Origin of the sequence: Acinetobacter sp. YH01022, from assembly GCF_013420235.1 — a bacterium.
Lineage (GTDB): Bacteria > Pseudomonadota > Gammaproteobacteria > Pseudomonadales > Moraxellaceae > Acinetobacter.
Genome location: NZ_VOYP01000003.1, coordinates 82688 through 105741, shown reverse-complemented (window position 1 = coordinate 105741; position 23054 = coordinate 82688). Strand labels below are relative to the sequence as shown.

Below are 23054 nucleotides of genomic sequence, written 5' to 3'. Positions count from 1 at the left end.
AAACTGCTGAAACTGCTGAAACTGCTGAAACTGCTGAAACTGCTGAAACTGCTGAAACTGCTGAAACTGCTGAAACTGCTGAAACTGCTGAAACTGCTGAAACTGCTGAAACTGCTGAAACTGCTGAAACTGCTGAAGAAATCGAAAAAAAACTAACTATGATTCAAATTAGATTAGTCTCTTATCTAGCAACAGTAAATCATCCTCGTCCCAAATCTTTAACTGGATTCACCAGCGTTTTAAAGAAATGTATTCCAGATCAAGATGTGGATGAAGCTATTAGCTTACTCAAGAAATATGATCTAATTCAAATAAATAGCAAGCGTCAGATAAGCTATAGTTCAATCCTGTTACCGAATTAAATGTATGTCGATACTTGCGTTTTATATTCAGCTTATGCAACTCTAATAAAGGAATAAAAAGGTTGTACTATGGAAAATACTGGAATTTGGATTACAGTCTTCATCGTGCTGTTTGTGCTCGGCTCAATTTTCGGGCTACGTGTCAGCCCAAGAGAGAAAGCATTAGGTCTGATGCGTGAAAGAGCGCGCAAGATGGCTTTGCATCCGCGTTTAGTGGCCGCTCCCGATTGGACCAAAGTGCCCATGGCAACGGAAAAACGCGCCAGCATGGTGGCCTATTACAGCGTCTTAATTCCAGATGCCCGACTGCCATTGATGCGTGCACGGGTCGAAGATCAAAAACTCAAAGTTGTGCAGGGCGATGAAAAGTTTAACGATTTGCCCATTGCATTAAAGGGCATTTATGCTATTGATATGCAGGCAAACTGTGTAGGACTCTATTGGGATGAAGAATCAGACCTTCGGGCAACACAGTTAGATGACATCAAAGCTTATTTAACGTCTTTGGCTGAACTTTAATTTATAACTCCATCAAACAGGATTAACGGTTAACTATGGCGAACGCTCCTCGGTCCACATCCAAAAGCACCACAGCAAAATCACCGAGTGCTGCGAACAAACGTGCCTTAGTGATTGTGGAGTCGCCTGCAAAAGCGAAAACAATCAACAAATATTTGGGTCCAAATTACATCGTAAAATCATCGGTGGGCCATGTCCGTGACTTGCCGACGGGTGGTTCGAAAACGGTAGAAAAAAAACCGGCAACCCGTACCAAACTGACCGATGAACAAAAAGCGGAAAAAGCGCAACAGGCTTTGGTCAACCGTATGGGCGTTGACCCTGAGCATGGCTGGAAAGCGCATTATGAAGTGCTTCCGGGTAAAGAAAATGTCGTGGCGGAACTGAAAAAACTGGCATCGCAAGTCGATGAAGTCTACCTTGCAACGGATTTGGACCGTGAAGGGGAAGCCATTGCCTGGCATTTAAAAGAAGTCATTGGCGGAGATGATTCACGCTATCAGCGCGTGGTGTTTAACGAAATTACTAAAAATGCCATTCAGGAAGCTTTTAAACAGCCGGCACGCCTGGATATCGATAAGGTCAATGCGCAGCAAGCCCGCCGTTTCCTCGACCGTGTTGTAGGCTTTATGATCTCGCCACTGTTATGGGAAAAAATTGCCCGCGGTTTGTCGGCAGGTCGTGTACAGTCGGTTGCCGTCAAACTGGTAGTGGAACGCGAACGTGAAATTCGTGCCTTCATTCCTGAAGAATACTGGCAGGTTTTTGCAGATACCAAATCTCAAAAAGATGATATCCGCCTTGAAGCGGTGAAGCAGGGCGGTAAAATCCTCAAGCTGCACAATAAGGCTGAAACCGATGCCTTATTGAATCTGATCAAAGATGCTGAATATAAAGTTGCCAGTCGTGAAGATAAACCGACCAAGGTCAACCCAAGCGCACCATATATCACCTCAACCCTGCAACAGGCTGCAAGCACACGTTTAGGTTTTTCTGTAAAGAAAACCATGATGCTGGCGCAGCGTCTGTATGAAGCAGGTTTTATCACCTACATGCGTACCGACTCCACTTTCCTGAGCGATGATGCAGTCAATATGGTGCGTGGTCATATTGAATCTGAGTTTGGTGCAAAATATCTGCCTGCCAAGCCAAACCGTTATGGCAACAAGGCGGGTGCACAAGAAGCCCATGAAGCCATTCGCCCTTCAAATGTGGCGTTGAAAGGCGACAGCCTTGCAGGCGTAGAACGTGATGCACAGCGTTTGTATGACCTGATCTGGCGCCAGTTTGTAGCCTGTCAGATGACTCCGGCAGAATATCTGTCTTCGACCATTTTAGTCGATGCCAACGGTGTGGGGCTGAAAGCCAAAGGCCGTACTCTGGTCTTTGATGGTTTCACCAAAGTGCGCGGACAAAACAAGTCGGATGATGATGTGTTATTGCCTGCCGTGAAAGTGGGTGAAATACTGAAACTGGAAAAACTGGATCCATCACAGCACTTCACCAAACCGCCGGCACGTTTCACTGAAGCCTCACTGGTAAAAGAATTAGAGAAAAAAGGGATTGGTCGTCCTTCGACTTATGCCGCCATTATTTCCACCATTCAGGATCGTGGCTATGTGAAGCTGGATAATCGTCGTCTTTTTGCCGAAAAGATGGGCGAAATTGTGACCGATCGTCTGGATGAAAGTTTCAATAACCTGATGAACTATGACTTTACCGCAGATCTTGAAGGTCAGCTGGATAAAGTGGCAGATGGTCAGCGGAACTGGAAAGAGTTGCTGGATAATTTCTACGGCGACTTTAAGAAGCGCTTGACCACAGCACAAGGCGAGCACGGCATGCGCCGTAACCTGCCTGTGGAAGTGGAAGCGGTACATTGCCCTGAATGTTCGCGTCCAATGCAGATTCGTACTGGAACCACAGGCGTATTTTTGGGATGTTCAGGCTATAACCTGCCGCCTAAAGAGCGTTGTAAAGGCACGCTGAATTTAACCCCGGTTGAGTCTCTGGCCGCGCTGTCGGATGACGACGCAGCAGAAACGGCTGACTTGATGTCGAAAAAACGCTGTCCGATTTGTGGTACAGCCATGGACAGCTATGTAATTGATGGCGGCCGTAAACTGCATATATGCGGGAACAATCCGGACTGTGCCGGTTTTGAACTGGAAGAAGGCGAGTTCAAGATCAAGGGGTATGATGGTCCAACCATTCCATGTGATAAATGTCATGGCGAGATGCAGCTCAAGACCGGTCGTTTTGGACCTTACTTTGCCTGCACCAGTTGTGACAATACCCGTAAAGTGTTAAAGAATGGTCAGCCTGCACCTCCGCGTGTAGATCCAATTAAAATGGAACACCTGCGTTCGACCAAGCATGATGACTTCTTTGTCCTTCGTGATGGTGCAGCCGGTCTGTTCCTGGCAGCCAGCAAATTCCCGAAAGTGCGTGAAACCCGCGCACCGAAAGTGGCTGAACTCCGTACCGTGGCCGAGCAGCTGGATCCCAAATATCAGTTTATTTTACAAGCACCGGATGTCGACCCTGAAGGCAACCCAACCTTGGTGAAATTCAGTCGTAAGAATCAGGCGCAATATATTGGTTCGGAAACGCCTGAAGGTAAGCAAACCAAATGGTCACTGGTTTTCAATGATGGAAAATGGGTTGAAGCTTAAGTTTTAAGAAATGCAAAAAATGCTGACGGAAGTCGGCATTTTTTATGCTAATAGCACGACGGAACTTTATCGTGAATAAATTAAATTGGAGAAGCTCATCTGTGACTTTGGCTTTGCCTAAATGAGAAGTAAAGCTTCGCAAGAAAGGCATTGTCATCCACATAACTCGCCAGTTACCGTTAGCTTTTTCATTCTTAGCAGGAATATTCTATATTTTATAAAGGTTTGTCTTGGACAGTTACGGATGATTTCTTGTGTATCCAATGTTTGGATGGATTGTTAAAATTTGATTGCTTAATAACGAGAAAAATTAATGTGGAAAAATATTCGCATACTGTGTTTACTCATCATTCTGTTGATTGTTGCAGTTAATGCCTACCGTGACCAGAACCAGGACTGGTCCAAACCCATTATTGTCATGCTGCATCCTGTCAATGCAGATGGGCGAGCTGCGACTCAACATTACATTCAATCGCTGAATTTGTCTGAACTGAATGGAGCACAAGCATATCTCCAGCAGATGTCGGCACAGTATCGCGGACAGCCAATTGCCATTTACTTTCAGTTGGGTCGTGAACTGAAACGATTGCCCCCGAAAGTACCCCCACAGGCAACCATGCTGGATAATATTTTATGGAGTCTGAAATTCCGTTTTTATGCATGGAAACAGCATGAAGGTGCTGACGGTTCACCCAGTGTGACCCTGTATTTAAATTATTATGATCCCCAAAAAATTAAAGAGTTGAAACATTCCACTGCCTTGCAAAAAGGCCGTATTGGCTCGGTGAATTTATTTGCATCGAAAAAACAGGCTGAACAAAACAAGATTGTACTGGTACATGAGTTGCTCCATGCTTTTGGTGCAAGTGACAAATATGATTTAACGACGGGTCAGCCCATTTATCCACTGGGTTATGCCTATCCAAAGCAGCAGCCTTTATTTCCTCAAGCCAAGGCCGAGCTGATGGCCGGGCATATTCCAGTTTCGCAACAAAAAAGTAAAATGCCGGATTCATTGAAACAGACTTTGATTAATGAAATCACCGCAATCGAGCTGGGCTGGAAAAAATAATCCTTGGGGATAACGATGCTTTTATCCACAGTTGCATATCGGGCTGTGGATTAAAATGCAGAGAAATAACAGACTTTTGACCGAAAATCAGCTAAAACTACAGGTATTCCTAAACAAAAGACTTGAGAAAAAACATGAGAACAGTAGGAAATGATTTAGTTCGACATCAGCTGCATGAAAATCGAAAGTGGTATTTAGGTCTGGGCATTGTGCTGACCTTGTTTGCTCTTGTACTGCTTGCTTCACTGCCTTTTGCTACGCTTTCTGTGGTATTCCTGTTTGGCATACTGATGATGATTGGCGGTATTCTGCACTTTGTTGCAGCTTTTAAAATTTTTGAAGGGGGGACTCGCTGGCTATGGGCCCTGTTTGGTGTACTGTATCTGGTCGCTGGTTATTATGCTTTTAGCACACCGGTAAAAACCGCGATTGTGCTGACCAATCTGTTGGCCATTGTATTGATTGTTGCGGGTATCATCCGTATTTTTAGTGCCATTATTTTTAAAGCCTATCAAGGTTGGGGCTGGATCTTATTTTCGGGCCTGTTAACCCTGGTGACCGGGATTATGATTTTAAAATCACCTGATGCACCGTTCTGGGTACTGGGGCTGTTCCTGGCGATAGATGTTTTATTTCAGGGAATTAATTATTTGACTTTAGCGTCGTATATCAAACGTGAAGTACCGCAAAGTTCGGCAGATGTATAACAGTGAACTGGGAGAAAAGGGCGCATAGAGCGCTCTTTTTTATTGTATAAAGATTTATTGCTTTCATTTTTTGTTGCTTATGCCTAAAACCTTTGTGCTTGCCCCCGATTCCTTTAAAGAAAGTATGACCGCCGAACAGGCCTGTCAGGCGATGCAGCGTGGCATTCAAAATGTATATCCAGATGCGGTGTGTATTTCGGTGCCCATTGCAGATGGTGGTGAAGGTACGCTGGATGCTTTGATCACAGCATTGTATGGACAGAAGATTGCATGTGAAGTCAGTGGTCCTTTTGCCTCGCAAAAAATCCAAACCTACTTCGGTTTAGTCGATGGGAGAAAAACAGCCATTATCGAAATGGCCAAAGCCAATGGCATCCATCTTTTAGAACCTGCCCAGCGCAATCCTTTATTCACCTCCACTTTGGGTACGGGAGAAATGATCAAAGCAGCTTTGGACTTGGGCGTCGCTAAAATCATTATTGGTTTGGGTGGCAGTGTCACCAATGATGGCGGAAGTGGTATGGCACAAGCCTTAGGCGTCAAGTTTCTGGATGCTCAAGGCCAAGCGGTTGCTTTAGGCGGTGGTCAGCTTGATCAGATTCAAAGTATCAATCTTTCCGGTTTGGATGCCCGTTTAGCACAGACTGAGATCGTTATCGCCAGCGATGTGAACAATCCTTTATGTGGTGCAAATGGTGCATCTGCTGTTTTTGGTTCGCAGAAAGGGGCGACAGCTGAAATGGTGAAAATACTGGACCGAAATCTTGCTCATTTTGCATATGTGATTGAATCAGCATTAAACATCAGCAAACAAAATATCGCAGGGGCTGGTGCAGCAGGTGGTCTAGGCTTTGGTTTGATGGTGTTTGCAGGTGCCAAGATTCGTTCAGGTGTAGAGCTGGTAATTGAACAGACCAAATTGACAGAAAAAATTGCTCAGGCTGATTATGTATTGACGGGTGAAGGCAAAATTGATTTTCAAACTAAATTTGGCAAAACACCATTTGGGGTGGCGCAGGTCGCGAAGCGATTGAATAAGCCTGTGATTGCTTTTGCGGGTCTAGTTGGCGATGGTATTGATGAACTTTATGACTTGGGTTTTAGTCAAATTATCGGGATTAATCCTCCTGAAATTTCAATGGAACATGCAATTGCGCATGCTTCAATGTATTTGGAAGAAGCAGTTGAGCAATATGTAAGAAACTATAATTTTAATGAACTTATATTAAATAGTTAAGACATCATCAAATTTGTGAAGTTCCTTCTCCCTCAGGGAGAAGGCTAGGATGAGGGGAGTTTTAAATAGTAACCTCTCCCTAACCCTCTCCTTAAAAAGGAGAGGGAATAACGATGGGCATTTGATTGAGTAAACACAGTATTCAGTTTTTGAAAAAATGCTTAAGGAATAAAAAAATGAATCAAGGCGCATTACTCAGGTTTTACTAAAACCTCTGTTAAACTATTCATCTCCCTAGCACGATGAGACACCATGAGTTTAGCCACCCTGATTAATGAATTAAACCCGCAACAAAAACAGGCTGCCACCACGGAGGCAAAGCATAGTCTGGTACTTGCAGGGGCAGGCTGTGGCAAAACCAAAACCATTGTGGCTCGTGCAGCTTACCTGATTGATCAAGGTGTACCAGCTAATCAAATTCAAATTTTGACCTTTACCCGCCGTTCCGCTAGTGAAATTGTGGCACGTGTCGAATTGGCTTTGGGTGAGCAGGCCAAAGGTTTACGCGCATCCACCTTTCATACTTTTTGTATGTATCTGCTGCGCCGTATTCCGAAAGCTTTTGGTCTGGAACAGTTTTCGATTATCGACCGTGATGATCAGTTGATGATGTTCCGCTTAATTCGCGGTAAGGATGATAAAAAAAATCCCAATGCACTGCCAAAACCGAAAGAGCTGTGTGATCTGTATTCCTTTGCCCGCAATACCCGACAAAAACTCAGTATTGCTTTAGAGAAACAGCATCCTGAATTTTTGGAATATAAAGATCAGATTGCTGACATTATGAAAGAGTATGAGGCACGAAAACGTGCGCGCAGCTTTCTGGATTATGACGATATTCTGGCAGTTGTGGCATCGGCACTGGCTCAATCGGAAGGTCTCAGTGATTATGTCGCCTCGATTTGCCAGCATATGCTGGTGGATGAAATGCAGGATACTAATCCGCTGCAATGGGCTTTGCTGGAACCATTAAAAGATAAAGTCAGCCTGTTCTGTGTGGGGGATGATGCCCAGTCGATTTACGGTTTTCGTGGCGCAGACTTTGAAAATATCCACCATTTTAAAGAACGCGTACCGGATGCACAGATTTTTAAACTGGAACAGAATTACCGTTCTACACAGCAAATTTTAGATCTGTCCAACTGGTTGCTTGATCAAAGTCCAATCAAGTATGAGAAACGTCTGGATGCACATCGTGGCGAGGGCATTAAACCCAAACTGCATATCTTCCCGAACGAGTTTGATGAAGCCAAATGGATTGCCATTGATATCAAAGAGCGGCATTTTCTGCAAGGCACGCCGTGGCATGATCATATGGTACTGGTGCGTTCCAGTTTTGCCGCACGTCACATTGAGGCGGCCTTTATTCAGGCCAATGTGCCGTACCGTTTTATTGGTGGCATGAAACTGCTGGAAACCGCACATGTCAAAGACCTACTTAGTTTATTGCGGGTGATTGCCAATCCGCTGGATGATATTGCCTGGATGCGTTTTCTGACCTTATGGAATGGCGTGGGAGATGTTGGAGCCAGTAAGCTGGCGCAGCAATTATTGCAGCAGGACAATCCAGAACTGATTTTCGACAAACTGGAAAAATTTGGCCGCATTCCCGAGAAAACGCTGCTGATCATGAAGCAGATGTCGGTATTAAAAGATCAGGTGCAGGCTTGTGTCACTTTGGGGATAGAAGCACTGCTCGAACAGCTGGAAGAAAACTACGCCAAGAAAGACTGGTCGAAACGCATGGGTGATTTTGACCTGGTCAAGCAGCTGGCCACCAAACATGATCAGCTGAGTGAATTTCTGGAAGAATATGTGCTCGATCCGGTCTCGATCAGTGAAATAGAACGCCAGTCTGAAGATGATGTGGTGACGCTGATTACCATCCATTCGGCCAAAGGCACAGAACAGAAAATTTGTTATGTGGCCAATGTTTCTGCCGGACAGTATCCGCACGCACGTGCGCAAGGCAATTTTGATGAAGTGGAAGAAGAACGCCGGGTGCTCTATGTGGCTTTAACCCGTGCCAAAAATGAACTGATTTTAACCAAGCAAAATCTGAATCTTTGGGCGCGGGATCAGGTCGATGAACAGGGACGAAAAATTGAAAGCTATTTCCTGAATGACCTGACCCGCAACCTGTGTACGACCGAGACCCATTACAAGCCGCGTCAGCAAACCGTAAAAAGTGCCTTAATTGAGCGGCAATCGATTAATTTAGATTTTGGTATCGATCTCGATTAAACTATCTCAATATTGAAGTGCAAAAAGTAAGTAGGCGAGTGCTTTTTGGTTTTTTTAGCCTATTGAAAGGTCATCAGATGAAAATTTTAGTCCGTAATTTAGAACGTACAGTGACAGAAGCTGAATTGCTGGAATTGTTTAAGCAATATGGCACGGTAGAGTCATGCACCTTGGTTCTAGATGCTGCAACAGGTAAATCAAAGGGTTTTGCTTTTGTGGAAATGCCACATGGCCGTGAAGCGGTGAAAGCGATTAAAGGCTTAAATACCCTGCGTTTGCATGGAGCGGGGATTCGTGTGAAGCAGGCTGAAGACAAGCCAGCGGCGGAATAAAAACTAAAAGGAGCCATGCTCCTTTTTTTATGGATAAAATAACCAGGCTTTGATCAGGTTGAATTGGTCTATTGAATCCCCATCTCTTGATCTGGAAGGATGTAAATTCTTCTGGCTGAAATCATCCATGATCATTGAAGTGACACTCGATATCTCACTCATTGAAATGAATCTTCCACAATTTTTATTGTAATTTTTCTGAAAGACCGTTTAATCTTAACGGTGTAATCATGCCAAATCTTAGGAAATCACCATGTCTCGTGTTGCTCGCTTTCATGCCGATCGTACCAATCAGAAACTGTATTTTGCACGTCTTGCATGCCAACAAGCAGAACAAACCGATCATATTCAGCAAGCTCAGGCACATCGTGAAGCGGCGGTATTTCATTTGCATGGTGCGGTATTGGCATTTTTGCAGGAACTGGTTCGTTACTACCGTTTAAATGATTTTGCCCCGACCTTGAAATCGATTGAAGAACATATGGCAGAAAAAGGACAGATTTCGCCTGAAGTGACTGTGATGCAGCAGCTGGCGAAACAGGGTTTTATTGCCGAGCTAAAACGTGCCTACCGTATGTGTCAATATGCACCGGAACCGAGTGCTCCAGAACCTGAAGATGAAACCTCTTCCAACCTGATTATTAAAGTGACTCAAACGCCTCAAGCCTGGCTGCCGGATACCAAGATTCTTCGTGAATGGCATCGTGACCTGACCCAGTTAATTGACGGTTTTCGTAATGAGATGGTTGAATTTTAAACTTTAGCACCGGTACTCTTGAAGTTTCTGTCATCGACCTTATATAAATAGTCTAAGTAATGCAAAGTGCAACAGCCCTTTGCCACCATGTTGAACATGGAGGATATATGTCTATAGAACATTTGAAAGAATTATTTGGTAGTCAAGAAGCGATTTTAGAACTTGTTCAACTTGAAGGTGGTGAGTTGGCATTGCGAAATGCAGGCTCTGAAAAAGAACCGCTGGTCAAGATTCAGTTTAATGATCAGGTCAAAGCGTTACTTGGTGATCAAACGCAAGTAATTGCCCAGCACATGATGCAGGCGGCTTTGTTTGCCATGATGGAAAAGCAGGTCAATGAATGGCAGGCTGAAGTCATGGATGAACAGCCGAAGTATCTGAGCTAAACTTGTTTAAACCTAAAAAGCGCACTTTGGTGCGCTTTTTTATGGGCTGCTGATTAGTGTGTCGGTGCTTGATGATGCGCAATCTGAATCTGATTTAAAATATGATTGGTCATGTTGATGGCCATTTCTTCTTTGGCAAAATAAACCTGACCAATATTTTCACGGCGAATCACTTCAGCTTCTTCCTTGCTTTCGGCACATACCAATACCTGAATTTGTGGGTTCAAGGTTTTGGCAATGTCGACAATTTTATGGATATCCAGAATATCCATTGGAGACAGTACCAGCAGGCGTGCATGCTGGATATGCGCCTGAATGAGTACCCCGGCTTCGGTCGCGTGTCCGGATACCGCCGCAATGCCTTTGTCACGTAGGCTTTCAACGATCTCACGGTTTTCCTCGGCAATTACCACTTTAATTTCTTGCTGCATTAAGGCTTTGGTAATACGACGACCGACTTCACCATGACCAACAATCACCACCTGATCACGCAAGTATTCTTGTGAGACTTCATCTGGCAACATCGATAGTGGGTCACCACTACGTTCAAGCAAGCGGGCCAAATGTGAGCGTTCACGAATCCAGTTTTGTACCGGTTCAATGGCAGAGAACACAAATGAATTTAGGGTAATCGAGATAAGCGCGCCGGCTAAAATCAGGTTTTGTCCTTCTAAAGACAATAGATTTAGTGAAACGCCTAAAGTTGCCAAAATAAAAGAAAACTCGCCAATTTGTGCAAGGCTGGCACCCACTGTTAAAGCGGTGTTAATTGGATAACGGAAGAACAGTACCAGTGCCATTGCTGCGATGGTCTTGCCAATCATAATAATCGCCACCACGGCCAGAACATGCCAGGGCTGCTGCACTAAAATCATGGGATCAAACAGCATCCCTACTGACACAAAGAATAAAATCGAGAAAATTTCACGTAAGGGTAAAGTTTCTTCTTCGGCACGATGGCTGAAATCGGACTCTTTCACCACCATCCCGGCGAAGAAAGCACCCAGTGCCATCGACACACCAAAAACCTTATAAGCACCAAAGGCTATAGAAACCGCAGCGGCCACTACGGTCAAGGTAAACAGTTCACGCGATCCCAGACGTGCAACGATCTGCATAATCCAGGGTACCAGACGTTTACCTACAATCAGCATAAAGGCAATAAAGCCGGCTACTTTCAATAGGGTGACAGCTAAAGTCATCCAGATATTGGCATTTGGGTCTGAGCCGGAAATGGCTGTTCCACCCAGTAAAACTGCAGTGGCAGGGAGCAGGACCAGTACCAGTACCATGACCAGATCTTCAACCAATAACCAGCCCACAGCAATCTTGCCGTTTACAGAGTTGATCAGACCTTGGTCTCCCAAGGCTTTCAGGAGGACCACGGTACTGGCACAGGACAGGCTTAGACCAAACACCAGTGCCGAGCCAAAACTCCAGCCCCAGATCATCGTTACGCCTATCCCAAGTAAGGTTGCTACAGCAATTTGCAGAACTGCACCTGGTAAGGCAATACGGCGTACCTGCATCAGGTCGGTTAAGGAAAAATGCATGCCAACCCCGAACATCAGGAACATGACCCCAAGTTCAGCCAGCTGGTTGGCAAGATGAATATCGCCTACAATGCCTGGTGTATTCGGGCTAATCACAATACCCGCAACTAAATAGCCAATCAGGGGAGGAAGATGAATACGTGCAGCAATATAGCCAAAAATGAGTGCCAGTCCAAAGCCAACGGCAAGTAATATAATCAGATCTACATCATGAGGCACTAAAGACTCCTTAAGCTTGAGCCAAAGTTAAGGGTAAAAAAGAATAAGCACAAAAAATGCCAAAAAAGAATGTCTAGAAGTGTAACAAGTCGGGTAAAAAAAATGCAAAAAAAAACGACCCGGAAGGGCCGCTTTTTTCAAGAAGTCAAAATTATTTAATTTTAGCTTCTTTGAAGATTACGTGTTGACGGATTTTTGGATCAAATTTTTTGATTTCCATTTTTTCCGGCATAGTACGTTTGTTCTTAGTCGTAGTATAGAAATAACCTGTACCAGCTGAAGAAACTAGGCGAATTTTATCACGCATTGTACTGACTCCTTAGATCTTTTGACCTTGAGCACGAAGATCAGCAACAACCTTTTCAATGCCCAATTTGTCGATAATACGCATACCCTTAGTGGTTAAACGAATACGTACGAAACGTTTTTCGCTTTCTAACCAGAAACGGTGGTGATGCAGGTTCGGCTCGAACCGGCGTTTGGTTTTGTTATTGGCGTGCGAGACATTGTTTCCAACGACTGGACGCTTGCCGGTAACTTGGCAAACCTTAGACATGGTGAACTCCATTGCTAGACAGCACCGATTGTGCGGCTAGTCATTAAAAGTAAACGGATGAAATCATTCAAGGGGCGTTTTATACCAAAAATACGCTTAAAAGACAAGCGAATTTAAGAAAAACGCGGCATGATCATGTGTGATAGATCATGCCTTGATCAGTTATCGAAGAAGGGTCTTGGAAATTAGTTTGTGAATCGGCTTGTTAAACGGTGGGAGAATGAATTTTAAGCTATACAGCTTTGGATTAGACATTACTGACCGTTCATGCGACAAACTGAAGAAACCTTCTGGACCATGATATTTGCCCATACCTGAAGCACCGACCCCACCAAAAGGTAAGTCATCCTGTGCTACATGGGTTAATACCATATTCTGTCCGAAATGCCCTGAATGAGTATGCTGTGCGACATAGTCGGCACGCGCCTGATCAAAGTCGAAATAGTATAATGCAAGTGGACGAGGACGGCTATTAATAAAGTCAATCACATCGTCAATTTGATCATATTCGAGAATAGGAAGGATCGGACCAAAAATTTCCTCTTTCATAATCCGCATTTCCGTTGTGACACCGGTCACGACGGTTGGCGCAATTTTTCGAACCTTGCTTAAATCTTCATGTGCCGGATTTAATTCAATAATTTTAGCGCCATGGGTACGGGCATCTTCCAGATAGCCCTGCAGGCGGTTGTATTGTTTGTCATTAATAATCGAGGTGTAATCCTGATTGTATTCAATACTTGGATACATCTCTTCCACACAGGCTTTAAAATGTTCAACAAATTCGGCGGTTTTACCTTTAGGCAGGAACATATAGTCCGGTGCCACACAGGTTTGACCTGAATTCCACAGTTTACCTGCAGCCAGGCGCTGTGCCACATCTTGCAAATCAATAGAAGGATGAACCAGTACCGGTGATTTTCCGCCCAGTTCTAAAATTACCGGCACCAGGTTTGCTGCGGCTGCTGCCATGACGGTTTTACCAATTTCGGTTGAACCGGTAAAAACAATTTTATCAAAGGCTAAATGGCTAAAAGCATCGGAAACTGGTCCGCCACCATTAATCACGGCAACCAGTTCGGTCGGAAATGCTTCACCTAATGCTTTTTCCAAGGCACGACCAAAATGGCTGGAGGCACTAGAAATCTTGATCATGGCATGGTTACCGGCGGCAATTGCACAAATCAGTGGACCAACCGACAACAATAATGGGTAGTTCCATGGAGCAATAATCCCGATCACACCCAAGGGTTGATATTGCACCCATGCTTTTGCCGGCTGATGGATAATTCCAACATGGCGCTTCGAAGGTTTCATCCAGCCGGTCAAATGCTTGCTATAATATCTGATCTGTTCAAGGCAGGTGAGTAGTTCACCGATTTTGGTTTCACCAATAGAACGGTTACCATAGTCCTGATTAATTGCTTCAGCAAATTGATCTTGATATTTAACTAAGATACGCTTGAGGCGTGCTAAACGGTCAATCCGCTCTTTTGCCGATGGAAAGGAATGACGCAGGTAAGCGTGCTTTTGCTGTTCTAGTACGTCGTGTAAGTGCTGAATATTAAACGAATGTGGTGTCATTGAAGTTGTTTTTGTCTGACTGTTCATGACCTGCTACCATTGAATAAAAAGCGATTAATTTAATTTTTAGAGTAAAAACTCTAAATAGTCAAGTTACTTTATGTGTTAGTTCGCTAACCTATTGAATGAATGGTTACTTTAGGATGTCTCACTCCAAAACGGTGAAAACCAAAGAACGTATTTTACAGCTCAGCTTACAGTTATTTAATGAACGCGGTGAGCGTTCGGTAACAACCAATCATATTGCAGCTGAACTAAATATGAGCCCGGGTAATTTGTATTACCATTTTCGCAATAAAAACGAAATCATCAAAGAGTTAATGGAGCAGTATCAAGGCGAAACTCTGGAGATGCTGGCATTGCCTGATGATCGTCCGCTTGATGCCAACGATAAAATTCGTTATTTTCAGGTGCTGAGCAGCCAGCTTTGGGCCTATCGCTTTTTGCATCGTGATGTCTATCATTTGGTTGAAAATAATGAAGATTTTAGAAAAATGTATCCACGCTTTGCCGGACAGGTGATGCAGCAGGGGCAAAAAATCTATAAAGCTTTCGTGAATGCGGGCTTAATGGAAATGACAGACTCAGAAATTGAAGCCCTGATTATTAACTTGTGGATTGTTTTGACCAACTGGACCAACTTCCTGTATATGTCAGGTCATATTACCGATTCGAACCATCTGGAAGAAAAGTGGGTCTGGCAGGCATTACGTCAAATGGTATTTCTGGAAGGGGCTTACCTGCGTGGTGAAAGCCGTCAAACCTATGAACATTTACTTGAAACGCTTGGCCCTTCAGAGCTTTTTGAAAGTTTATCGTCCAGTAAAAAACATGATGCAGGCTAGCCTATTTAGAAAGCCTAAAAAAAGCGTTAGAATACTCGGCTTGTTTTTCAATTTAACTGATTAGTGATATTAACCAACATGAATATGTCCACTGCTAACACGGCACGTTTACTGATTACTTGTGAAGATAAACCAGGTATCGTGCAAGCTGTTTCGAGCTTTTTGTATCATCAGGGAGCAAATATTACCGCACTTGATCAATACGCGACTGAAGCTCAGGGCGGACGTTATTTCATGCGTGTTGAATTTGAACTGGAAAATTTGCAAAGCCGTAAAGAAAGTTTAACCCAGACTTTTGCCACCAATGTGGCAGAACGCTATGACATGCACTGGCGTCTGGCACTGGTCAGTGATGTGAAAAAAGTCGGGATTCTGGTTTCTAAAGTCGATCATGCCTTGCTTGAGCTGTTATGGCGTCATGCGCGTGGCGGTTTACCATGTGAAATTACCAAAGTGGTTTCAAACCATGACACCTTGCGTGAAGCAGTAGAAAACTTTGGTATTCCATTTGAAGTGGTGCCGGTGAATAAAGAAAATAAACGTGAAGCCTATGCCAAAATTGATGAAATCATGCAGGGCAACGATTTACTGATTCTTGCGCGTTATATGCAAATTCTGGATGAAGAGTTTGTTAAAAACTGGGAAATGAAAATTATCAACATCCACCATTCTTTCTTGCCAGCCTTTGTTGGTGCGAACCCGTATAAACAGGCCTATGATAAAGGGGTGAAACTGATTGGTGCAACAGCGCATTATGTGACTGCTGACCTCGATCAGGGCCCGATCATTGAGCAAGATGTAGAACGAGTAAATCACGATTTTACCGTCGATCAACTACGTGAACTCGGACAAGATGTGGAACGTAATGTTTTGGCTCGTGCAGTGAAATGGTATCTGGAAGACCGTATTATTGTGGATGGCAACAAAACAGTTGTTTTTCAATAAATATTGCTAAAAATACCAGTTTAAAAGGCATGTTTTAGGCATGCCTTTTTCGTTTTCGATTCAAAAAACTCATCAAAACGGGCATTTTAATAGTTGCAAATGAAAACACTTCTCATTTATTATTACCATGCTTTAATTGTACTAACCGATGAGCCTGATTGCTGCAATCTTTATAGATCTACAATCGCTTAAATTAGGTAACTGATTTTAATGAGTCAATCCTCCGCTCTAAAGATGCAAACTCCCAATCCAATGAAAAAGAAAATGATCACTGCTTTGCTTGCGGTGGTGGTGGGTCACATGGGCGTGTTGTGGGCGGTAGGGCACATGAAAACTCCGGAACTGAAACCGATTGAAAAAGAACCGTTAAAGGTGCGTTTTGTAAAAATTCAAGAGCCAGCAAAACCGCTACCACCAAAGCCTAAAGCGGAACCGAAAAAGGAACCCCCAAAACCGAAAGAAGTGAAACAGGTTGAAATTGTAAAAAAACAGCTTCCACCCCCACCGAAAAAGGTAGAAAAGGTTCAACAAGTTAAAAAAGCAGAAACACAGAAACCCGTGATCAAACCGGTGGAAGCACCATCCAAACCGACAGTAACGACCGCGATTTCTGAAACCAAAGTGGTGAAACCTGTTCCGGTGACACCTCCACCTGCGCCAGTTACACCGCCTGCACCGGTTGCGCCTCCTGCATTGCCATCACCAAAAAATGTTTCGATTGGTGGTTCAGGCGTGCAATGGAGTCGTTCTCCTAAACCATCCTATAGCAATAGCGACCTGCAAGGGCAAACGCGTACAGCCATGGTGTATATTGAAGCGAATGAAAAAGGGGTAATTACCTCAGTGCGTATGGTACGTTCGACCGGTGTTCCTGCTTTAGATGAAAAGATTTTACGCTCAGTGCGTAGTTCCAAATTCAAACCGTACAAAGAAAATGGCGTGGCTTATCCAATCAAGGCTAACCTCCCATTGGAATTGACAGTGAATCCACGCGGCTAACATTTATTAGGAGTTCGAGTATGAACTTTTCAGTTTATTGGCAACATGCTGATGCAGTGAGTAAAACCCTGTATTTCGTGTTATTGGCAATGTCGATTGCGACATGGACCATCTTCATTTTACGTATAATGGGGACTCGCCAACTGAAGCAACAAGCTTATGCTCAACTTTCTCAAGCGTTAAGCAAGTTAAAAGCAAAATTTGCAGCTTTGAATTTTGAACAACGTAAAGCGGTCGCTGAACAGGCGTTGTTGCGTCAAATTTCAGTTGAAAAATCCAATGCTGAAAAAGGTGTGGCAGTTTTGGGTACCATTGCTTCACTGGCACCGTTTGTGGGTTTGTTTGGTACGGTTTGGGGTATTTTCCACGCGCTGGTTGCAGTAGGTAAGAGTGGTCAGGCAGGTCTGGCACAAGTGGCGACACCTGTTGGTGAAGCCTTGATTATGACCGGTCTAGGTTTGGCTGTCGCGATTCCTGCGGTACTGGCTTATAACATGTGTACCCGTGCCAATCGAAGTTTGTCACACGAGTTACAAGATCAGGCACACAGTTTGTTGATTGATACCATGTTGCAACAGGACAGTGCAGCTCAGGTAGAAACTAAAGCAGCAGCAAACAATCTGGTGGGAGGTCAGGCTTAATGGGCTTTCAATTGGGCGAAGACAACGATGTAGGTATGAATGAGATGAACCTCATTCCACTGATCGATATTATGTTGGTATTGATGATCATCTTCCTTGTGACAGCAACCGTTGCTAACCCGTCAATTCCATTAACCTTACCTAAAACAACAGCAGATATTACGGATTTGCCGCCTAAAAACGTCACCATCAGTATTAATGCCAGTGGAGAGGTTGCCTGGAATGGCAAGGTGCTCACGCTTGATGAATTGCAGACGAAATTTAACCAAGCGGGTCAGGAACAGCATCAGCCAACCATTATTTTGAAAGCAGATAAAGAATCACGTTATGATACGGTTGCACAAGTGATGTCTCGTGCGAGCGAAGCAGGGCTCAGCGATATTGCTTTTGCGACTGATAACTAATCTGATCCTTTAAAAAAGCGACCTTTAAGGTCGCTTTTTTATGGCTAGAATTTTCTACACAGTCGCTTATTCCGGTTTCAGCAGGTCCTGAAACTTGCTGCGCAATTTCATTAATTTCGGAGGGATGGTGAAATTGCAATAGCCTTGCGCAGGATTGCGAGCAAAGAAATTCTGGTGATATTCTTCGGCAGGGTAGAACTGCGGTGCAGGGCTTAGTTCAGTCACAATATTGAGACCTTCTGCTTTCAGGGCATTAATTGTGTGTTGTGCCTGCTGTTGCTGTTCATCATTAAAATAATAAATCACAGAACGATATTGAGTGCCGATGTCATTACCTTGACGGTTTAAGGTCGTTGGATCATGCGTGGTAAAAAAGACATCTAACAGCTGAACGAAGCTTATTTGCGTTTCATCATAATCAATCAGAATGACTTCGGCATGGTTGGTATCGCCACGGCAAATATCATCATAACTCGGATGTTCAGTATGGCCACCAGCATAACCACTGACCACTTTTTCCACACCTTTTAACTGTAAAAAAACGGCTTCGACACACCAGAAGCATCCACCACCGAATAAGGCCTGTTGCATAGTTTGATCCTGTATTTGCTTATTGTTTTTAATATAGAGGCTTTCTATGAAGCTAAAATGTATTGAAACATTTTAAACACAAAAGCCTGAGCTTTCAGGCTTTTATTTGAGCAGTTTAACGTGGTTGCACCGGACTGGTAAATTGCAGCAGCACGTTGCCGTAGCGATCAAGCAATTTAAGCGTTTTCCCGAAAACCTGATAGTGGGCTACTTTAGCCAAGGCTGCATTAAATTGTTCAGACGGATTGTTATTGTCCAGACAGGCCATTTTAGTCCCTGCCATTTGACTGAGCACCAGGGTATCTCGACCTGCTGCATAGCTGCCCATAATACGATTGCAGCCATCGGCACCGCTGACACGTTTAGTTATGGCATCAAATTGTAAACTTGGAATATTGTGTGCAGTCGGTGCTGTCTTGATTGCGGTATTGCCAATATGGGTGGCAATCCAGCTACGGTTTTGCAGTTGCACTAAATTGGCAGTTTCAATGGTAGCAGATGCACTTGGTGTGGTTTCACAACCTGTCAAAGCAATAGCAGTGCCCAGTATGCCAACAGCAAATATTTTTTTTAACATATTGGAGTTCTCATTCTTGGTTTAACTTGGAGTCTATATAAACAAAAAAACAGGCTTTTCACTAGGATTAAATGGATGTTTTTTATATTTTTAATTTTAAAATTCAGCTGATTCGTCTGTTATAGCTGCGGGGATGCCCTGACGAATCAGGCGTGAATATTGTGTGCTGGGGATATTCTTTAACTGGCTGACGCGCGGGTTAATGTAGGCAATCTTATACCACTGTTTCATGCTTAAGTCATGGGAAATGGCATTCAAGTCATAGAGGTAATTAGGTAAATATCCTGAAGCCAGCAGGCGGTAATTTGTTGGGAAAGGTCTTTTGGATATTGCCTGTACCATGTCAAATACCAGCGTGGTGCAGTTACTGGTTAGGCTGTTATACCATTTTGGCTGATGTTTTAATTCATTGGCTTTATGCAGATATTCTTCAAACAGGGCACGTATTTCACTTTTTGGCATATTAATTGGAAAAAAATAGACCTGTTCGCCACGAATATTGCTGCGGGTATAAATCAGATCCTTTTCATCGGCTGCAATCAGGCTGAGTTCATATTTTCTGAAAAAACCGCCATACGTGGAAAATTCTTCATTTTTCTGTTTACGAATTTCAATTGAAAAGGTCAGTGGCGGGCTGTTGGTAAAATCGAAACTGACCAGTGTATGAGCAATGCGTGGTCCCATCCAGTACGATGTAATAATATTTACACCGCTAATCTGGTTTAAATCAAACTGCCGGGTTTCCCAACGTTCATCATAACTGCCATCCGCATGCCAGTTAAAATTGCGTACATTGTGCAGTGTAACCAGATTGCCCTGTTGCTCATAAGATAGTATTTGGGCAACTTCCGGATTCCATTCACGATCCTGTCTGGCTTGCAGACCAAAATACCAGAATAAGCCGACAAGAAAGAACAGAACATAGATCAGAACATCAGTCTGACGGTTCAAAACATATTGGGTGATATAAAGGCCGAGTATGCTTAAGGCAAAAGCGATCCAGATGCCGATCAGTAATCGTGTGACTAAGCCGCCAAAGGGTTGCTGAAACCATAAGGCCAGACACAGCCAAATAGAGGACATAATAACGAACAGACCGAACGCAGTGTGGAGTAGCACCATGCCCAAGGCAAGAAGGAATTTTCTTGTTCCAGTATTATGCATATTTGACTGTTATCTATAATTATTGCCTTTATTTTCGGTACGTTGCGAACTCAAAAGCAATTCCAGTTTTGTCATCAATATGTTGTTCTGAGACGACCTTTTTAAATTCAGCTGGAATTTCCGGATAGTAGGCATCGCCTTGAACGTCTAGTTCAACATGGGTCAGCTCTAAACGGTCGGCAATGTTCATGGTCTGTTTAAAGATTTCACCGCCGCCAATCACAAAGATTGATTCAGGTTTTTCTGATGCTTTAACATCGGCAACGGCTTGAGCCAAGGCGTCTTCAATAGAGTAGGCTACTTTGGTGCCTTCAAATGACCAGTCGGTGTCACGGGTAATGACCCAGTTGACCCGTTTTGGCAAAGTGCGGCCCATAGACTCCAAGGTCTTGCGTCCCATGACCACCACACCGCCTTGGGTGATTTCCTTAAAGTGTTTGAGGTCAGCTGAAATGTGCCAAGGCAGGTCATTATTTTTGCCAATGCAGCGCTGTTGATCCATGGCCACAACATGCACAACTTCTAAATTTTGGAAGGTCATAAAGTTCGCCTTATCTGATTATATTCCCGGATTTTTTTATTCAATTCCCCCTTTTTTTTAAAGGGGGAATTAGGGGGATTAGGAATTTAAGTGGAATGATGAATGAGAAAAAATTAAACCGCTACTGGCGCTTTAATGCCGGGATGCGATTCATAGCCGACAATTTCAATATCTTCAAATTTAAACGCGAAGATATCTTTAATTTCTGGATTCAGTTTCAATTGGCAAAGCGGCAAAGGTTCACGGCTAAGTTGTAATTGAGCCTGTTCAAAATGGTTCACATATAAGTGCGTGTCGCCACCAGTCCAGACAAAGTCGCCTACACCTAAACCGCAAACTTGCGCAATCATGTGTGTGAGTAGGGCATAGCTGGCGATATTAAATGGAACGCCTAGAAATACGTCGGCACTACGCTGATACAACTGGCAGGATAGCTTGCCGTCCTGTACAAAAAACTGGAACAGGGTATGGCAGGGTGGCAGGGCAACCGTTCCCGCTTCTTTCGGATTCCAGCCCGACACAATTAAACGGCGTGAATTGGGATTGGTTTTAATTTCGTTGATCAGCCATGTGATCTGGTCAAAACCATCCTGTTCATATAAACCATTTTCTTTTTTGGTTGCGCCAAAATTACGCCACTGATGACCATAAACCGGACCCAATTCACCTTCAGGACGGCCAAAACGCGCCGTTTGTTCTGCAGTAGCCCATTCATCCCAAATCGTAACTTTGTTGTCTTGCAGATATTTAACGTTGGTATCGCCTTTGAGAAACCACAACAGTTCAATCACGATGGAACGAAAATGCACTTTTTTGGTGGTCAATAAAGGAAAACCTTGAGAAAGATCAAAGCGCATTTGGTGACCGAATACTGAACGTGTACCTGTGCCCGTGCGGTCGCCTTTATCGCCACCGTTGTCCAGGATATGTTGTAAAAGGTCTAAATATTGACGCATGTCTCTCTCATAATATTGTGAATTTCTTGTGGCACATATTAGCCTTTTTTTACCGGGGAGGAAACTGTATCCATTAAGGGAGAAAGCAAGTTTAAAATATGGTGATAATTTTTATAAATAAATGATTTATATGTTTTTTGTTGGTGTTTGCAAAGTGGTATAAATACTAGGGCCTAATCTTGACGGTGTTTAATTAAAAGTTATAGGGGGAAGGAAAATGGATTACATTTTATTGAATGTATTTTTCCCGGGCTTGATAAAAAATCTGATAGGCCTGCCAATAGCCAAGAATAAAAACATGGGTTCATCATTTAAATGAAGTAAAGCATGTGTGGAGAAAGCAATACATGATCTGCTGAACGCCAGATTGTGTATTTATTCTGTTCAATCCCAGCAATTTATCAATTGAAAATCCGGATTTCAATGACAGCGCAATGTGGATGGAGTGAGGATAAAATAAATTTATCAGCAGTATTGGATGATAAAAAACTACAAAAAATAGTCAGTTAACTCACTTATCGGTAATTTATTTATATTTAATTACATTTGTTATATGAAAAATCACATTTTAGGGGTTACCATCTTGCCGTCGAAATGAGTGAAAAGCCGGTAGTGTCAGGCTTAGGAGTGTTTGGTAAAGAATGGTTTATGATCATAATGTAAACATGAGTGAAGTTTATGCTCCTGTTCAGGCAAACATCATAATTCGTTCCCAATCGGGTAAAAAATCGAAAAAATCTTCAGAATTTCAGACTGGGCAGGCCATAGCTAAAAAGAATGTGCTTGCAAAGAATGGCCAGCGAATTGATATCAGTAAATTCACCGATTTCTTGCAGTCCGTTTCTTCAACCAGCAGTTCACAAAAATGTGCCAAAAGTATCAGACTTGCTTTGGAGTCGGCGGGTGCAAGATTTCAAAGTCATCCCGTCGCTGCGGCAGACTGGGGAAATACCCTGATGAAAATTGGTTATCGAGAAATTAATCCTAAGTTCGATGCCCCGAAAGAAGGTGATATTTATATTATTGATCGAACCGGCAAACATGTGTATGGACATATTGCAGGATTTAACGGCAAGCAATGGGTATCTGACTTTAAGCAAAGAAGTTATGATGTTTATAATGAAAAAGGCCTGATCTATAAATATTACCGCCCGAGCTTTTAACTTTTTAAAAAGTTAAAAATAGCTA

25 protein-coding genes are annotated in these 23054 nt (G+C 43.4%); 16 read left to right on the top strand and 9 right to left on the bottom strand.

The window, feature by feature from the left end:
• The 10 genes from FTT87_RS02060 to FTT87_RS02015 all read left to right on the top strand — a co-directional run.
• The coding region (locus FTT87_RS02060; RefSeq protein WP_180174250.1) for a hypothetical protein at positions 1-362 on the top strand (362 nt) is incomplete at its 5' end.
• Positions 363-431: 69 nt separating this feature from the next.
• Entirely contained in the window at positions 432-881 is a 450-nt protein-coding gene (locus FTT87_RS02055) for an ammonium transporter (protein ID WP_092819059.1), read from the top strand.
• A 35-nt stretch (positions 882-916) separates the two neighbouring features.
• A complete protein-coding gene (gene topA / locus FTT87_RS02050) occupies positions 917-3556 on the top strand; it encodes a type I DNA topoisomerase (RefSeq protein WP_180174249.1) in 2640 nt (879 codons plus the stop codon).
• A gap of 313 nt (positions 3557-3869) precedes the next feature.
• On the top strand, positions 3870-4628 hold the full coding sequence (locus tag FTT87_RS02045) for a hypothetical protein (protein WP_180174248.1): 759 nt from the start codon (positions 3870-3872) through the stop codon (positions 4626-4628).
• 134 nt (positions 4629-4762) lie between these two features.
• Positions 4763-5335 (top strand): HdeD family acid-resistance protein, encoded by a 573-nt coding sequence (locus FTT87_RS02040; RefSeq protein ID WP_180082846.1) that lies wholly within the window; start codon positions 4763-4765, stop codon positions 5333-5335.
• Between the two features lie 79 nt (positions 5336-5414).
• Positions 5415-6572 (top strand): glycerate kinase, encoded by a 1158-nt coding sequence (locus FTT87_RS02035; protein WP_180082118.1) that lies wholly within the window; start codon positions 5415-5417, stop codon positions 6570-6572.
• A gap of 252 nt (positions 6573-6824) precedes the next feature.
• Positions 6825-8816, top strand: coding sequence for an ATP-dependent helicase (locus FTT87_RS02030; RefSeq protein WP_180082119.1), 1992 nt, complete (start codon positions 6825-6827; stop codon positions 8814-8816).
• A gap of 77 nt (positions 8817-8893) precedes the next feature.
• On the top strand, positions 8894-9148 hold the full coding sequence (locus FTT87_RS02025; protein WP_180082120.1) for an RNA-binding protein: 255 nt from the start codon (positions 8894-8896) through the stop codon (positions 9146-9148).
• Between the two features lie 253 nt (positions 9149-9401).
• Positions 9402-9905: a DUF6586 family protein gene (locus FTT87_RS02020; RefSeq protein ID WP_086195331.1), complete on the top strand. Its 504-nt coding sequence runs from the start codon at positions 9402-9404 to the stop codon at positions 9903-9905.
• Between the two features lie 107 nt (positions 9906-10012).
• On the top strand, positions 10013-10291 hold the full coding sequence (locus FTT87_RS02015) for a hypothetical protein (RefSeq protein WP_180082121.1): 279 nt from the start codon (positions 10013-10015) through the stop codon (positions 10289-10291).
• A 53-nt stretch (positions 10292-10344) separates the two neighbouring features.
• Here FTT87_RS02015 and FTT87_RS02010 read toward each other — a convergent pair whose 3' ends face one another.
• The 4 genes from FTT87_RS02010 to FTT87_RS01995 all read right to left on the bottom strand — a co-directional run bounded on the left by FTT87_RS02010 (position 10345) and on the right by FTT87_RS01995 (position 14230).
• Positions 10345-12063 carry a cation:proton antiporter gene (locus tag FTT87_RS02010; RefSeq protein ID WP_180174247.1) on the bottom strand — a complete coding sequence of 573 codons (1719 nt, stop codon included), beginning with the start codon at positions 12061-12063 and terminating at the stop codon, positions 10345-10347.
• A gap of 151 nt (positions 12064-12214) precedes the next feature.
• The gene (rpmG, locus tag FTT87_RS02005; RefSeq protein ID WP_001205031.1) at positions 12215-12370 is read right to left on the bottom strand and encodes a 50S ribosomal protein L33; all 156 of its coding nucleotides are present in this window, start codon (positions 12368-12370) and stop codon (positions 12215-12217) included.
• Positions 12371-12382: 12 nt separating this feature from the next.
• Positions 12383-12619, bottom strand: coding sequence for a 50S ribosomal protein L28 (gene rpmB, locus FTT87_RS02000; protein ID WP_086195334.1), 237 nt, complete (start codon positions 12617-12619; stop codon positions 12383-12385).
• 162 nt (positions 12620-12781) lie between these two features.
• Positions 12782-14230, bottom strand: a complete 1449-nt coding sequence (locus tag FTT87_RS01995) for a coniferyl aldehyde dehydrogenase (RefSeq protein ID WP_180174246.1) — start codon at positions 14228-14230, stop codon at positions 12782-12784.
• A 116-nt stretch (positions 14231-14346) separates the two neighbouring features.
• Between FTT87_RS01995 and FTT87_RS01990 the strand changes: the two genes are divergently transcribed.
• The 5 genes from FTT87_RS01990 (at position 14347) to FTT87_RS01970 (ending at position 18037) form a co-directional block, all read left to right on the top strand.
• Positions 14347-15048: a TetR/AcrR family transcriptional regulator gene (locus tag FTT87_RS01990; RefSeq protein ID WP_086195336.1), complete on the top strand. Its 702-nt coding sequence runs from the start codon at positions 14347-14349 to the stop codon at positions 15046-15048.
• Positions 15049-15126: 78 nt separating this feature from the next.
• Complete coding sequence (purU, locus tag FTT87_RS01985; protein WP_180082124.1) at positions 15127-15993, top strand: formyltetrahydrofolate deformylase; 867 nt, start codon at positions 15127-15129, stop codon at positions 15991-15993.
• A 210-nt stretch (positions 15994-16203) separates the two neighbouring features.
• Entirely contained in the window at positions 16204-16992 is a 789-nt protein-coding gene (locus FTT87_RS01980; RefSeq protein ID WP_180082125.1) for an energy transducer TonB, read from the top strand.
• Between the two features lie 20 nt (positions 16993-17012).
• Positions 17013-17633: a MotA/TolQ/ExbB proton channel family protein gene (locus tag FTT87_RS01975; protein ID WP_180082126.1), complete on the top strand. Its 621-nt coding sequence runs from the start codon at positions 17013-17015 to the stop codon at positions 17631-17633.
• Positions 17633-18037 (top strand): biopolymer transporter ExbD, encoded by a 405-nt coding sequence (locus FTT87_RS01970; protein WP_180082127.1) that lies wholly within the window; start codon positions 17633-17635, stop codon positions 18035-18037. Before FTT87_RS01975 ends, FTT87_RS01970 begins: the two co-directional genes overlap by 1 nt.
• Before the next feature lie 66 nt (positions 18038-18103).
• Here the strand turns inward: FTT87_RS01970 and msrA are convergent, their stop codons facing one another.
• The 5 genes from msrA to thyA form a co-directional block, all read right to left on the bottom strand.
• A complete protein-coding gene (msrA, locus tag FTT87_RS01965) occupies positions 18104-18628 on the bottom strand; it encodes a peptide-methionine (S)-S-oxide reductase MsrA (protein WP_180082128.1) in 525 nt (174 codons plus the stop codon).
• 115 nt (positions 18629-18743) lie between these two features.
• A complete protein-coding gene (locus FTT87_RS01960; RefSeq protein ID WP_180082129.1) occupies positions 18744-19205 on the bottom strand; it encodes an META domain-containing protein in 462 nt (153 codons plus the stop codon).
• Between the two features lie 96 nt (positions 19206-19301).
• Positions 19302-20369, bottom strand: coding sequence for a DUF4105 domain-containing protein (locus FTT87_RS01955; RefSeq protein WP_180174245.1), 1068 nt, complete (start codon positions 20367-20369; stop codon positions 19302-19304).
• Between the two features lie 28 nt (positions 20370-20397).
• A complete protein-coding gene (locus FTT87_RS01950) occupies positions 20398-20910 on the bottom strand; it encodes a dihydrofolate reductase (RefSeq protein WP_086195344.1) in 513 nt (170 codons plus the stop codon).
• Positions 20911-21023: 113 nt separating this feature from the next.
• On the bottom strand, positions 21024-21866 hold the full coding sequence (gene thyA / locus FTT87_RS01945; protein WP_086195345.1) for a thymidylate synthase: 843 nt from the start codon (positions 21864-21866) through the stop codon (positions 21024-21026).
• A 641-nt stretch (positions 21867-22507) separates the two neighbouring features.
• Here thyA and FTT87_RS01940 point away from each other — a divergent pair.
• Positions 22508-23029: a CHAP domain-containing protein gene (locus FTT87_RS01940; RefSeq protein ID WP_086195346.1), complete on the top strand. Its 522-nt coding sequence runs from the start codon at positions 22508-22510 to the stop codon at positions 23027-23029.
• The last annotated feature ends 25 nt before the right edge of the window (positions 23030-23054 follow it).